Source organism: Phenylobacterium sp. (assembly GCF_030698145.1).
Classification (GTDB): Bacteria; Pseudomonadota; Alphaproteobacteria; order Caulobacterales; family Caulobacteraceae; genus Phenylobacterium.
Genome location: NZ_JAUYNW010000044.1, coordinates 1 through 13,002, shown reverse-complemented (window position 1 = coordinate 13,002; position 13,002 = coordinate 1). Strand labels below are relative to the sequence as shown.

10 protein-coding genes are annotated in these 13,002 nt (G+C 69.6%); 7 read left to right on the top strand and 3 right to left on the bottom strand.

Going from position 1 to position 13,002, the window contains the following annotated elements; all coding sequences use genetic code 11:
• The coding region (locus tag Q8Q77_RS05270; RefSeq protein ID WP_305581889.1) for a DUF1905 domain-containing protein at positions 1-248 on the bottom strand (248 nt) is incomplete at its 3' end.
• Positions 249-361: 113 nt separating this feature from the next.
• On the opposite strand from Q8Q77_RS05270, the gene Q8Q77_RS05265 reads away from it, so the two are divergent.
• A complete protein-coding gene (locus Q8Q77_RS05265) occupies positions 362-1,729 on the top strand; it encodes an MFS transporter (RefSeq protein ID WP_305581887.1) in 1,368 nt (455 codons plus the stop codon).
• A gap of 9 nt (positions 1,730-1,738) precedes the next feature.
• Here the strand turns inward: Q8Q77_RS05265 and Q8Q77_RS05260 are convergent, their stop codons facing one another.
• Positions 1,739-2,623, bottom strand: coding sequence for an SIMPL domain-containing protein (locus tag Q8Q77_RS05260; RefSeq protein WP_305581886.1), 885 nt, complete (start codon positions 2,621-2,623; stop codon positions 1,739-1,741).
• Positions 2,624-2,694: 71 nt separating this feature from the next.
• Positions 2,695-2,961, bottom strand: a complete 267-nt coding sequence (locus Q8Q77_RS05255) for a hypothetical protein (protein WP_305581884.1) — start codon at positions 2,959-2,961, stop codon at positions 2,695-2,697.
• Between the two features lie 92 nt (positions 2,962-3,053).
• Here Q8Q77_RS05255 and Q8Q77_RS05250 point away from each other — a divergent pair, with 92 nt between their 5' ends.
• The 6 genes from Q8Q77_RS05250 (at position 3,054) to Q8Q77_RS05225 (ending at position 12,519) form a co-directional block, all read left to right on the top strand.
• The gene (locus Q8Q77_RS05250) at positions 3,054-3,704 is read left to right on the top strand and encodes a peptidylprolyl isomerase (RefSeq protein ID WP_305581882.1); all 651 of its coding nucleotides are present in this window, start codon (positions 3,054-3,056) and stop codon (positions 3,702-3,704) included.
• Between the two features lie 60 nt (positions 3,705-3,764).
• On the top strand, positions 3,765-4,580 hold the full coding sequence (locus Q8Q77_RS05245; RefSeq protein ID WP_305581880.1) for a putative RNA methyltransferase: 816 nt from the start codon (positions 3,765-3,767) through the stop codon (positions 4,578-4,580).
• A 268-nt stretch (positions 4,581-4,848) separates the two neighbouring features.
• Positions 4,849-5,625, top strand: a complete 777-nt coding sequence (locus Q8Q77_RS05240) for a pseudouridine synthase (RefSeq protein ID WP_305581878.1) — start codon at positions 4,849-4,851, stop codon at positions 5,623-5,625.
• A 106-nt stretch (positions 5,626-5,731) separates the two neighbouring features.
• Complete coding sequence (locus Q8Q77_RS05235; protein WP_305581876.1) at positions 5,732-9,220, top strand: PAS domain S-box protein; 3,489 nt, start codon at positions 5,732-5,734, stop codon at positions 9,218-9,220.
• 112 nt (positions 9,221-9,332) lie between these two features.
• Positions 9,333-12,092, top strand: coding sequence for a PAS domain S-box protein (locus tag Q8Q77_RS05230; RefSeq protein ID WP_305581874.1), 2,760 nt, complete (start codon positions 9,333-9,335; stop codon positions 12,090-12,092).
• On the top strand, positions 12,076-12,519 hold the full coding sequence (locus Q8Q77_RS05225) for a response regulator transcription factor (RefSeq protein ID WP_305581872.1): 444 nt from the start codon (positions 12,076-12,078) through the stop codon (positions 12,517-12,519). The genes Q8Q77_RS05230 and Q8Q77_RS05225 overlap by 17 nt, the downstream gene beginning before the upstream one ends.
• Positions 12,520-13,002 lie beyond the last annotated feature (483 nt).

The following is a 13,002-nucleotide window of genomic DNA, read 5'->3' as shown; positions in this document are numbered from 1 at the left end:
ACCGCGTTCTTGAGCGGCAGCAGGTAGGTCCCGTCCTTTGGGAACAGCGAGGTCGTGAACGTCACGCCGCGGATCTCGGCGGCGACCGGGACGACGCCCCAGCCATAGGTCACCGCGCGGGCGACCCGCCGCAGCTCCTCGACGTGCGCCTCCGGCACCGGCGCGTAGAAGTAGGGCGCCGGGCCGCGCCAATAGATCACCTCGGTCTCGAAGCTGAACCGGACCGGCGATCCCTCTGCGTCGTCCATGGCTCACCCATTGCGTCGCTGCCGAACCGACATTTCTTTGCAAAACAGGGAAGTCATCAAGGCCCGCGGCCGATACGGTTCCGCCAAAGAGCCCGGGGGAGGCCGCGACACCAATGACTGCCACGACGCATGACGACGGCCACATCTCCGGCTTCGGCACCAAGGGCTACCGCAGCTACATCCTCACCGCCCTGCTCATCGTCTACATCCTGAACTTCATCGACCGCGGCCTGCTCAGCGTCGTGGCCCCGCAGATGAAGCCCGAGCTGGGCATCTCCGACACCGCCTTCGGCCTGCTCACCGGCTTCGGCTTCGCGCTGCTCTACACGGTCGTCGGTATCCCGCTCGCCCAGTTCGCCGAGACCCGGCACCGGGTCGCGATCATGAGCGTCTGCGTGGCGCTCTGGTCGCTCATGACCGCGCTTTGCGGCCTCGCCGCCGAGGTCACCATTGGCGGCCTCACCATCGGCGCCTTCTGGATCCTGCTGGCCTGCCGGGTCGGCGTGGGCGTGGGCGAGGCCGGCTGCACGCCGCCCGCCCACTCTCTGATCGCCGACTACGTGCCCAAGGAAAAGCGCGCCTCGGCCCTGGCCTTCTATTCCATGGGCACGCCGCTGGGCGGCCTGCTGGGCCTGGTCATGGGCGGGCTGGTGGCCGACGCCTATGGCTGGCGCGCCGCCTTCCTGGTCGCCGGCCTGCCGGGCATCCTCTTCGCCCTGCTCTGCTGGTTCACCCTCAAGGAGCCGCGCAAGATCCTGGCCGCGCACAGTTCCAAGATCGTCATGGCCCAGGCCACCTTCGGCGAGACCCTGAAATACCTCACCAAGAAGAAGACCTTCTGGCTGATCGCCCTCGGCGCCGCCATCAAGGCCTTCATCGGCTACGGCCACGCGCCGTTCACCGCCTCGTTCTTCATGCGGGTCCACGGCGAGGAGGTCGCGGGCCTGGCGGCCATGTTCGACCTGAAGTCGCTGGGCTTCCTCGGCCTGGCGCTCGGCCTGGTGAGCGGCGCCGCCGGCGCCATCTCGTCCTATGCGGGCGGCCAGGTCGCCGACAAGTACGCCAAGAGCGACCTGCGCGGCTATGTGGTGGTCCCGGCCTTCGCCTCCCTGCTCGCCGTGCCGGTCTACATCATCGCCGTCAGCGTGCCCTCGGCCAGCGTGGCGCTCTGCATCCTGGTGATCAATGGCCTGCTGGGCTCGCTCTGGTACGGCCCGGTCTACGCCATCGGCCAGTCCATCGTGCCGCCGCACATGCGCGCCACCACCGCGGCCATCCTGCTGTTCACCATCAACCTGATCGGCCTGGGCCTCGGGCCCCTGGCGGTCGGCATCCTGTCGGACGTCATGTCGAACGGCTTCGGCCTGGGCTCGGCCCAGGGCGTGCGTTGGGCGCTGATGATCTCCACCTGCTTCGGCTTCCTGGCCTTCGCCCTCTTCTGGATCGCCCGCAAGACGATCCGCGAGGAGATGGAATCCTAGGCGGCGACATTAGCCCAGGGCGAAGATCACGCAGGCCCTGGCTTCCAGGGCCTGCAACGGCGGCTGGAGCGGAAGCTGCATGTCCTCCGGCCGCAGTCCAACTTCAGCGGCGCGGCGGCTGGCGGTCGTGACGATCTCTTCGATGGTGTCGTTGTACCGCGCGGCCGCCGGCGGCGGCACGGGTTGGGCCAGCATCCCGCTGTCACCATAGCGGCGTGGCGCGCCCGCCACGAGCACGTCGGTCTCGCAGGCGCGCCCCGTGGGATCGATCAGCCGTACGCCGGCCAACCGGCTCCCAGCCGCTTCGGTCGCCAGCCGCGCCCGCCGCGCGGCATCTTCCACGGCCAGCTTCGACATCTGGGTGCGCGTCTCGTTGTCGGGCTCCAGGGAGAAGCCAACCGCCTGCGTCGTTGAAGGCTTGGCGGCCAGCGCCGTCGCGTAGACCCGTTCGATCAGTCGCACGTCGCGCACCTCCACGCGGAGCTCCACGGCCACCTGATAGCTCTGGATCTTGTCCGCGCGTTCGTTGTCGATCAGCTCTCCAGACTTGTCGCGGTACTGGTCGTAGAGGGGGGTGATGGAGAAACTCGTCTCGACCCGCACCTTGTCGACCCCATAGGCGCTCAGCGCCTCGCCCAAGGCGCGGACCTTGTCGGCCGCCTTCTTGGTCGCCAGAGCGGCGTCCTTGTCGACCACCTGGTAGGTCGCCCCAAAGCCGGCGCGGTTGGCGGCCACCTCTGTCTTGACGTAGCCGCTGGAGGCCATGATCGGCTTGTCCATCCACCAAGGGGCCGGGTCATAGCGACCTGCGGCGGGCGCGGGCGGCGTCTGGGCCGTCACGGGCGCCGCTACGGCGGCGAGGCTGAGGCCGAGAATGACGAGACGGCGGGACATGGCGCGAACTCCTGTGGATTCGCAACCCAGCATAGCTACACCGTTCAGCGCGTCCCAGGGGATCGCGCGCCCTAGGTCCGCGTCCACAGCCACGCCGAGAGCGCCAGGAACACCGCGGCCCAGAACAGGTGGCGGCGGATGGGTCCTGGCTGCTCGCTCGCCGCCCGGTAGAGGAAGATCCCCGCCAGCCACAGGCCGCCGCCCACCGCCAGCCAGCGGCTGTAGGCCTCGTCCACCAATGTGGCGACCAGGATCGCGCCCAGGCCCACGATCCGCAGCACCAGTTCCAGATTGGCCGGCATCCGGCGCGGCGGTGGCGTCGGCTCTTGCGGGGTCATGGGCGTCTCCATCCAGGCCCATTGTCGACTTCTGTCACGCCCACCTCAAGCCGCCGCCTTGCCTCCTGGATCGCCGGCTGTAGTCTCGCGGCATGTCGAACACCCTCCTCCGCCGCCTGGCCCTGCGCGGCCTGCTCGCCGCCGCCCTGCTGGCCCCCGCCGCCGCCCTGGCCCAGCCCGCTCCGACGCCCGCGCCGCCGGCCACCGTCCCGGCCACTGTGAAGGTCACCCTCACCACCTCCGAGGGCCCCATCGTCCTGGAGCTGCAGCGCGAGAAGGCCCCGATCACCACGGCCAATTTCCTGCGTTACGTGGACCAGAAGCGCTATGACGGCGTCACCTTCTATCGGGCCTCCAAGACCCCCAACGCGCCGGAGTTCGGCCTCATCCAGGGCGGCGCCCAGAACGACCCGGCCCGGGTGCTGAAGCCCATCGCCCACGAGCCCACCACCAAGACCGGCCTCTCCCACACCGACGGCGCCATCTCCATGGGCCGCTTCAACCCGGGCAGCGCCACCTCGGACTTCTTCATCGTGGTCGGCGACATGACCTATATGGACGCCAACCCCGCCCAGCCCGGCGACAACCTCGGCTTCGCGGTGTTCGGCAAGGTGGTCGACGGCATGGACACCGTCCGCAAGATCCTCGCCGCCCCCACCTCCGCCACCAAGGGCGAAGGCGTCATGAAGGGCGAGATCCTCGCCAAGCCCGTGAAGATCATCACCGCCCGGCGGGCGGGATAGACGCTGTCCCTTCTCCCCTTGCGGGAGTAGGTGGCCCTGCGGAGCACTAGACCACCGCTTATGCCTGCGCCCCTCCTCGCCTGCCCCGTCTGCGCCCAGCCGCTTACACGTGACGGGGCCGCCTTCCGCTGCGTGTCCGGCCACGCCTACGACGTCGCCAGGTCGGGCTATGTGAACCTGCTGCTGGCCAACCAGCGCCGCTCCAAGGACCCCGGCGACGACAAGGCCATGATGGCCGCCCGCACCGCCTTCCTGGAGGCAGGCTGGTACGGCCCGCTCGGCGACGCCCTGGCCCAGGCCGTGCTCGCCGATCCCACCGCCGCGCGCGTCGTCGATGTCGGCTGCGGCGAGGGCTGGTACCTGCGCCGCCTGCGCCAGCGGGCCGCCGCCCGGCCGCTGGACCTCCACGGCCTCGACATCTCCCGCCACGCCGTCGAGGCCGCCGCCCGGCGCGACCCGGCGAGCCTCTACGCCGTGGCCGGCGCCCACCGCCTGCCGATCCTCACCGGGGCGGCCGACGCCCTGATCTCCAACTTCGCCCCGCTGGAGACCGGCGAGGCCCACCGGGTCCTGCGCGAGGCCGGCCGGCTGGTCGTCGGCGCCCCGGGCCCGCGCCACCTCTTCGGCCTGCGCACCCTGATCTACGAGACCCCCACCGAGCATCCGGAGGTCCCGCCGCTCACCGCCGGTTTCGCGCTCCTGGCCGAGACCCGCGTCCGCCGCGACCTCCAGCTCCGCGACGCTGCGACCATCGCCGCCCTCATCGGCATGACCCCCTACGCCTGGGCCGCCGACGCCCGCGATCGCCTGGCAGGCCTCGCCGAACTCGACACCGAGCTCGACGTCGTCATCCGCACCTATGAACGGCTCTCCTAGATGCTCCCCTCCTGGGGGAGCTGTCAGCGAAGCTGACTGAGGGGGACTTTGACTCTCGTTTGCGGGCTTCACCCCCCTCCGTCACGTCGCCGATAGAGGCGACGCGCCACCTCCCCCAAACCGCGCTGCGCGCTGGGGGAGGATCTAGGAGACTCCGAACCAGATGCTCCCCCTCTGGGGGAGCTCCCGGCCGAATGGCCGGGTGAGGGGGACTTTGACGCCCTGCTACATTAGAACGGCGATCCTCCGCTCACCCACTTGAGACCCCATGGCCTGGACCCGCCTCTATGACGAACCCGAGCCCCAGCGGGTCAACCGCTGGCTGGCGCAGAACGGCGTCTGCTCGCGCCGCGAGGCCGAGGGCCTGATCGCCCAGGGCCTGGTCTCCATCGACGGCGCCCGCGTCGACGATGTCGGGCGCAAGATCGAGCCTGGCCAGACCCTGACCCTGGCCGACGTCGCCCAGGCCGCGCTCGAATCCTCCATGACCGTGGTCATCCACAAGCCGGTCGGCGTGGTCTCCTCCCAGCCCGACGAAGGCCAGGTCCCCGCCGTGCGCCTGCTCACCAAGGAGGCGCTCTACGGCCCGGCCGCCAAGATCCCCGACTGGGACTCGCGCCTGGCCCCGGTCGGGCGCCTGGACATGGACAGCCGCGGCCTGCTGATCCTCTCGGAGGACGGGGTGGTGGCCAAGGCGGTGATCGGGCCGGAGTCCAAGCTGGAGAAGGAATACATGGTCCGCGTGGCCGGCGAGATCACCGAGAAGAAGCTCGGCATGCTCCGCCACGGCCTGCAGCTCGACGGCCGCCAGCTCCGCTACGCCAAGGTCAAGGTCGTCCAGGGCCAGCAGATGCGCTTCGTCCTCAAGGAGGGCCGCAACCGCCAGATCCGCCGGATGTGCGAGATGGTCGGGCTCGAGGTCGTCGACCTGTTCCGCGTCCGCATCGGGGCCCTGCGCCTGGCCGACCTCCCCGAAGGCCGCTGGCGCCACATCACCCCCGCCGAGCGCGCCGCGCTGATCGGCCAGGAGACCGCGCCAACCTAGGGGTGCGGCAGCGGGCCGCAGCCGCGTTCATCAAATCCGAAGCTCCGGGGAGCCAGGCTCGTTTCCGCGGCGGACGTCGTCGCAATACGAGAGCGAGGACAGAACCTTGACGGAGGCTTCGGAGCGCGCGGACACCCTGCTCGCCTCGCACGGGCTTTGCCAGGCGCTGATCCAATCCAACCCCGACGGCGTGATGACGCTCACCCTCGACGGCGTCGTCGAGGACGTGAACGCCAGCGGGCTTCGCCTGCTGGAGATCGCCGGCCTGTCGCAGGTGGCCGGCGCCGAGTGGGCCGCCCTGTGGCCGCACGACGCGTGCTTGCGCGCCCGCGAGGCGGTCGTCCAGGCCCGCGCCGGCCAGACCGCGCGCTTCATGGTCAAGCGCCCGGCCAAGGACGGAACGCCCCGGTGGTGGGATGTGGTCGTGTCCCTGGTCCGCGACGCCGCCGGCGCCCCCTGGCGCCTCGCCGCGGTCTGCCGCGACATCACCGAACTGCAGGCGAGCCTGGAGGCCACCGCCACCAGCGAGGCGCGCTTCCGGCTGATGGCCGACAACACCACCGACATCATCGTCCGCGGAGACCTGAGCGGGACCCTGCTCTACGTCTCGCCGTCCTGCCGAAACTACGGCTACGCCCCGGAAGAGCTCGTCGGCCGCTCGGCCGTGGAGCATTTGCATCCCGACGACCTCGAGCGCTTCATGGCAAGCAGCGCGGCCCTGTTCGCCGACGAGCCCATCGACCGGAGCGTCGACCGCGCGCATCGCTTCCAGACCAAGGATGGCGACTGGGTCTGGCTGCAGGGCGCCCCGCAGATCATTCGCGACGACGCCGGACATCCCGTCGAGATCCTCAACGTGTTCCGCGACGTCACCGAGCGGAAGGCCCAGCTCGACCTGTTCGAGAACGCCTTCCACCACGCGGCGATCGGCATGGCCCTGGTCGGCCTCGACGGCGGCTTCCTGAAGATCAACAACGCCTTCTGCGACATCGTCGGCTATGCCGAGCCGGTGATGCTGGGCCTCGACTTCCAGACCATCACACATCCCGACGACCTGGAGGCCGACCTCGGCCTGCTCGCGCGGCTGCTGGCCGGCGAGATCCCCAACTACCAGATGGACAAGCGCTACATCCGCGCCGACGGGACGATCGTCTGGGTGCGCCTGTCGGTCTCGCTGGTGCTGGAAACCGACGGCAGCCCGAAATACTTCGTCGCCCAGGTCCAGGACCAGACCTCCCATCGCGAGGTCGAGGATCGCTATCGGCTGCTCGCCGAGGCGGCGACCGATGTCGTCGTGAAGTTCGATCTCTCCTCGGTCATCCAATACGCCTCGCCGTCGATCCAGCGCTACGGCCACCGGCCCGACGATGTGGTGGGGCGAAAGTGCGCCGACTTCATCCACGCGGACGACATCCCTCGAGTCATGGCCATGTCCCGGATCCTGGCGTCGGGCGGTTCGGTCGATCCGGCGACCGACCGGACCTACCGCCTGCGGACCGCCGATGGCGACCATGCCTGGGTCGAAGGCAACTCCACCCTCATCCGCGATCCGGCCGGCGCGCCGGTCGCCGTGGTCTCCCAGCTGCGCGACATATCCGACCGGCGAGCGGCCCTCGCGGCCCTGCGGCAGAAGACCCACGACCTCGAGGCGGTCCAGGCGATCGCGCTCACCACCAACCAGCTCATGCGGACGGCCGAAGAGGTCGCCAACATGGGCTACTGGACCTGGGACGTGGCCACAGGCAAGGGGACCTGGTCAGACGAGATCTGGCGCCTCCTGGGCCTGGAACCCGACGAGGCCGGACCGAGCTTCGAGCGCCTGCAAGCCTGCCGCCATCCCGATGACCGCGACATCGCCTTCGCCAAGTTCAAGGCGGCGATGACCACCGGAGAGGCCATCGACTACGACTACCGGATCATCTGGCCCAACGGCGAGACGCGGCATCTGCTGTCGCGCGTTATCGTCACCATGGGAGAGGATCGTCCAAAGAGCGCCTTTGGCGTCATGATGGACATCACCGACCTGAAGCGGGCGGAAGCCGCCGTCACGGACAGCGACGCCCGCTATCGCCTTATCGCCCAGAACAGCACCGACATGATCATCACGACCGACTTCTCCGGCCGGATCACCTTCGCTACGCCCTCCTGCCTCCACTTCACAGGCTATACGCCCGAGGAATTGATCGGCCAGCGGCCGCGCGACTACACCCACCCCGACGACATGTCGGGGATCCTCAGGGTCTTCGCCCGTCTGGTGGAGGGCGGTCCGGGCGAACGGGTGCGCTGGCGCGCGCGGCATAAGGATGACGACCGCTGGATCTGGCTTGAATCCAATCCGGCCCTGCTGGGTTCCGAGGTGGGGTCCGACTACGGCTACTTCGTCGACGTGATCCGCGACGTCTCCGACCAGGTGGCCCAGGAGGAGGCGCTGACCCAGGCGACCGCCGCGGCCGAGGCGGCCACCGCCGTGAAGTCGGAATTCCTCGCCAATATGAGCCACGAGATCCGCACGCCGCTCACCGCGGTGATCGGCTTCACCGGCCTGCTGGCCGGTCGCCAGGACCTGGACGGCGAGGCCCGCATCCAGGTCGAGCGCGTCGCCTCGGCCAGCCGCGCCCTGCTCTCCATCGTCAACGACATCCTCGACTTCTCGAAGCTTGAGGCCGGCCAGTACGAGATCGCGCCCCGGCCGACCTCCCCCGTCGAATGCGCCCGCGCCGCCCTGCTGATGTTCGAGCCTCAGGCCGAGGCCAAGGGCCTGACCCTCGACTTCGTCGCCGAGGGCGAGCTCCCGGCCTGCGTCGCCCTCGATCCGGATCGCTTCCGCCAGATCTTGCTCAACCTCATCGGCAACGCCGTCAAATTCACCGAACAGGGCTCCGTGCGCCTCCGGGTCCGCTACGAGACCGGCCGCCTGCACGTCAGCATCGAGGACACCGGCGCGGGTCTCAACGGCGAGCAGCGCCGCAACCTCTTCCAGCGGTTCTCCCAGGTCGACGCCTCGTCCACTCGCCGCCACGGCGGCACGGGCCTGGGCCTGGCGATCTGCAAGGGTCTGGTCGAGGTCATGGGCGGCGAGATCGGCGTCCGTTCGCGGCCCGGCCGGGGGTCCTGCTTCTTCTTCGACATCGACGCCCCGGTGGCGGAAAGCGCCGCCCAGCGCGGCGGCGGCGACGACCAGGCCTTCTCGTTGGAGGGCGTCAGGGTCCTGGTGGTCGACGACAACGCCCTCAACCGCGAACTGGCCCGCGCCATCCTCGGTCACCTGGGCGCGGAGACCTCCGACGCCGCCGACGGCCTCGCCGCCATCGAGGCGGCCCAGGCCCTGCCCTACGACGTCATCCTGCTGGATATCCGCATGCCCGGACTCGACGGCCCGGCCACCCTGGCGCGCATCCGCGCCGAGCCGGGCCCCAACCAGGACGTCCCGATCCTCGCCTTCTCCGCCGACGCCGACCTGGAGCGCTTCGCCACCCAGGGCTTCGACGGCGTGGTCGCCAAGCCGATCGATCCGATGACCTTGATCAACGCCATCGCCGAGGCCCTCCGGTGGGACCCGCAGGCCGGAGAAGGCGACGATGCAAGGGCGGCCTGAGGCGCGGCGCTGCGGCGGCTTGTCGCGGCTCAGTTCATATTTTTTTGAAACTCGGTAGACGAACCTCGAACTGGGTGCTCGCGGCCCGCCGCCAACCTCGGAGACGAAGCCCTTGCCGGACTCGATCGACAGCGACCGGTCGAGCAGCGTCGAGGCGCTCTATTGGCTGCTCGCCGAGCACACCACCGACATCATCGTTCGCGCCGGCATGGACGGCGCCCTGCTCTACGTCTCGCCCTCCTGTCGCGTCATGGGCTACCGCCCCGAGGAACTGATCGGCCAGCCGTTCGCCCCGCTGGTGCACCCCGACGATCAGGCCCGCTTCGCCGCGAACACCGCGGCGCTCTTCAGTGGTGAGCCGATCGACCAGGCCGCCGACAGGGTGATCCGCTACCGCGCCAAGGGCGGCCAATGGATCTGGCTGGAGGGCAATCCGCAGCTCATCCGCGATGAGACCGGCCGCACCGTCGAGATCCTCAACGCCTTCCGCGACGTGTCGGCGCGCAAGCACGCCGAACTGGCCCTCGAGCAGGCCCATGCCCGCGAGCGGCGCCAGGCCGATCGCGTGGCCTTGGCGATCGACGCCGCAGAGGTCGGCATCTGGGAATTGGATCTCGCCGCCGGCGCCCTGGTCTGGGACGCCCGGATGTACGAGCTGTACGGCTGGCCGATGGACGAGGCGCCGCCCACCTACGCCCTGTTCGAGAGCACGCTGCACCCGGACGACAGGGAGCGCGTGCTGAGCGAGCGCCGCGCGGCGATGGCCGGCCAGGCCGACTTCGACTCCGATTTCCGCATCATCGCCCGCGGCGGCGCCATTCGGCATCTGCGCGCGCGCGCCAACCTGGTCCTCGGCCCCGACGGCGCGCCGCTCTCCGTGGTGGGCGTCAACTGGGACATCACCGCCACCCGCGTCCTGGAGGCCTCGCTGCGGGCCAGCGAAACCCGGATGCGAAATGTCATCGACAACGCCAACGAGGCGATCGTGTCGTTCGACCAGGCTGGCCTGATCATCGGCTGGAACGGCCACGCCGAGGTCATCTTCGGATGGACCGCCGCCGAGGCGCTCGGCACTTCCGTCGCCGCCCTGATCATTCCGGCCCGCGACCATCCTGCGCTCCGCGAGCGCCTGGCGGGCTTTCTCGGCCGCAACGACGGCTCGTTCGTCGATCGGCGTCTCGAGCTGACCGCCCTGCGCAAGACCGGCGAGGAATTCGCCATCGAACTGGCGGCCAGCGCCGTCGCCGATGAGAAGGGGTGGGAAGTCACCGCCCTGATGCACGACATCAGCGCGCGCCGGGCGGGCGAGGCTGCCCTCGCCGAGAGCGAGGCCCGCTACCGGCTGCTGACCGCCAACGCCACCGACATCATCAGCTGCTACGGGCCCGACGCGGTCTTCAGGTTCCTTTCGCCCTCGCTGGCTTCCGTCATGGGTTACGAGCCGCACGAACTGGTCGGCAAGACTGCGACGGTCTTCATGCATCCCGACGACGTCGTCCCAACCCTGCACAGGTTCGCCGCCCATGTCGCGGCCGGGCGCGACGCCGACCCGATCCGCTTCAAGTACCGCGCCTATCGCAAGGACGGCCGGATGGTCTGGCTCGAGGCGCAGGCCAAGGCGATCTATGACGACGACGGCGTCCTGGTTGAATTCCAGGACGTGGTCCGCGACGTCACCGCCGGCGTCGCCCTCGACGATGAACTGCGCGCCGCCCGCGACGCCGCCGAGGTCGCGGCCGCCGTGAAGTCCGACTTCATGGCCAATATGAGCCACGAGATCCGCACGCCGCTGACCGCCATCCTGGGCTTCACAAAGCTGCTCTCCGGCCGTGAGGATCTCGACGCCGTCGCCGCGACCCAGGTCCAGCGGGTCGCCGGGGCGAGCCAGGCCCTACTCTCGATCGTCAACGACATCCTCGACTTCTCCAAGCTGGAAGCGGGGCAGGTCGAGATCGCTTCGCGTCCCGTGGATCCGGCGCAGGTGCTTCGCGAAGCCCTCCTGCTGTTGTCGCCCCAGGCCGACGCCAAGGGCCTGGCGCTGCATTTCGCGGACGAAAACCTGCCCGACTGCGTTCGGATCGACCCCGACCGCGTCCGCCAGGTCCTGCTGAACCTGATCGGCAACGCCGTCAAATTCACCGAGACCGGCGGTGTGCGGCTGGTCGCGGCCTATGACGATGAAATCCAGCAACTCACGGTCCGCATCGAGGACACCGGTGCGGGTCTCGGCGAAGCCGCGCAGCGCAAGCTCTTCCAGCGCTTTTCCCAGGTTGACGCCTCGTCCACCCGCCGCCACGGCGGCACCGGGCTGGGCCTGGCGATCTGCAAAGGCCTGGTCGAGGCCATGGGCGGGGCCATCGGCGTCAGCTCCATCCCAGGAGAGGGGTCGTGCTTCTTCTTCAGCCTCGACGCCCCACGCGCCGAGGCCGTCGGACGGCCGGACCCTGACGCGGCCGACACGCCTTCGCTCGATGGAGTGCGGATCTTGGTCGTCGACGACAATGCGATGAATCGCGAACTGGCCCGCGCGATTCTCGGGCACATCGGCGCGGAGGTTTCGGAGGCGGCCGACGGCCTCGCCGCCGTCGAGGCGGCCCAGGCCCTGCCCTACGATGTCATCCTGCTGGATATCCGCATGCCCGGCCTCGACGGTCCGGCCACCCTGGCGCGCATCCGCGGCGAGCCGGGCCCCAACCAGGACGTCCCGATCCTCGCCTTCTCCGCCGACGCCGACCTGGAGCGCTTCGCCACCCAGGGCTTCGACGGCGTGGTCGCCAAGCCCCTGGACGCCGCGGCCCTCGTCGGCGCCATCGCCCTCGCCCTCCAGTGGGACATCGAAGACCTGACGGACGCCGATGCAAGGGTCGCCTAACGCCGCGCGTTACCGCATCCTGGTGGTCGAGGACGAGCCCATGGTGCTGGAGCTGATCACCACCCGCCTGGGTCTCGCCGGCTACCAGACCTTCTACGGTCGGGACGGCTATGAGGCCTTGGCGCGGATCAACGACGTGCGGCCCAACGCCATGATCCTCGATATCAACATGCCCCGCCTCGACGGCTTCGACGTGCTGCGCCACATGAAGGTCTCAGGCCAGCTCGCCCGGGTGCCGGTGATGGTTTTGACCGCCCGCAACCAGGCCGACGACGTGCAGACCGCGATCAAGCTCGGCGCCCGCGACTTCCTGGCCAAGCCGTTCAACGACGACCAGCTTCTCGCCCGCGTCGCGCGCCTGATCCGCCGCCCCGCCGCGCGGCCCGCGCCCCCTCCGCCGCCAGGCCCGTCGGTGATCGGGCTCTAGGCGGGCGGCTGACGCCCAGATGCTCCCCCTCTGGGGGAGCTCCCGGCCGAATGGCCGGGTGAGGGGGACTTTGACTCTCTTCTGTGGGCCGCAACCCCCTCCGACACCTCGCCGAAGAAGGCGACGCGCCACCGTGATGAGCGCCGGCTCGCGCTTGCGAGCCGGATGCGATCGACAACGATTTGTCGATCGCCGCGAAGAACGCCCTTCGCCTCGCGAAGGGCGGGGCCCCTAATCGCGCTGCGCGCTGGGGGGGATCTAAGGTCGGCGCAATCCCAGATGCTCCCCTCCTGGGGGAGCTCCCGGCCGAATGGCCGGGTGAGGGGGACTTTGACTCTTGTTTGTGGGCTGCAACCCCCTCCGTCACGTCGCCGATAGAGGCGACGCGCCACCTCGTGTATTTGGCTTGCGCTAGATTTGCAGAGCGGCCGGCCGAGGCGCTCATCACGCCAGCGGCCGGCCGCCGCACCGTCGAGACCGTCG

Excerpts from the sequence above, each read along its gene's own strand:
- Q8Q77_RS05265 (WP_305581887.1), top strand. The coding sequence starts at position 362 with ATGACTGCCACGACGCATGACGACGGCCACATCTCCGGCTTCGGCACC.
- Q8Q77_RS05260 (WP_305581886.1), bottom strand. The coding sequence starts at position 2,623 with ATGTCCCGCCGTCTCGTCATTCTCGGCCTCAGCCTCGCCGCCGTAGCG.
- Q8Q77_RS05255 (WP_305581884.1), bottom strand. The coding sequence starts at position 2,961 with ATGACCCCGCAAGAGCCGACGCCACCGCCGCGCCGGATGCCGGCCAAT.
- Q8Q77_RS05250 (WP_305581882.1), top strand. The coding sequence starts at position 3,054 with ATGTCGAACACCCTCCTCCGCCGCCTGGCCCTGCGCGGCCTGCTCGCC.
- Q8Q77_RS05245 (WP_305581880.1), top strand. The coding sequence starts at position 3,765 with ATGCCTGCGCCCCTCCTCGCCTGCCCCGTCTGCGCCCAGCCGCTTACA.
- Q8Q77_RS05240 (WP_305581878.1), top strand. The coding sequence starts at position 4,849 with ATGGCCTGGACCCGCCTCTATGACGAACCCGAGCCCCAGCGGGTCAAC.
- Q8Q77_RS05225 (WP_305581872.1), top strand. The coding sequence starts at position 12,076 with ATGCAAGGGTCGCCTAACGCCGCGCGTTACCGCATCCTGGTGGTCGAG.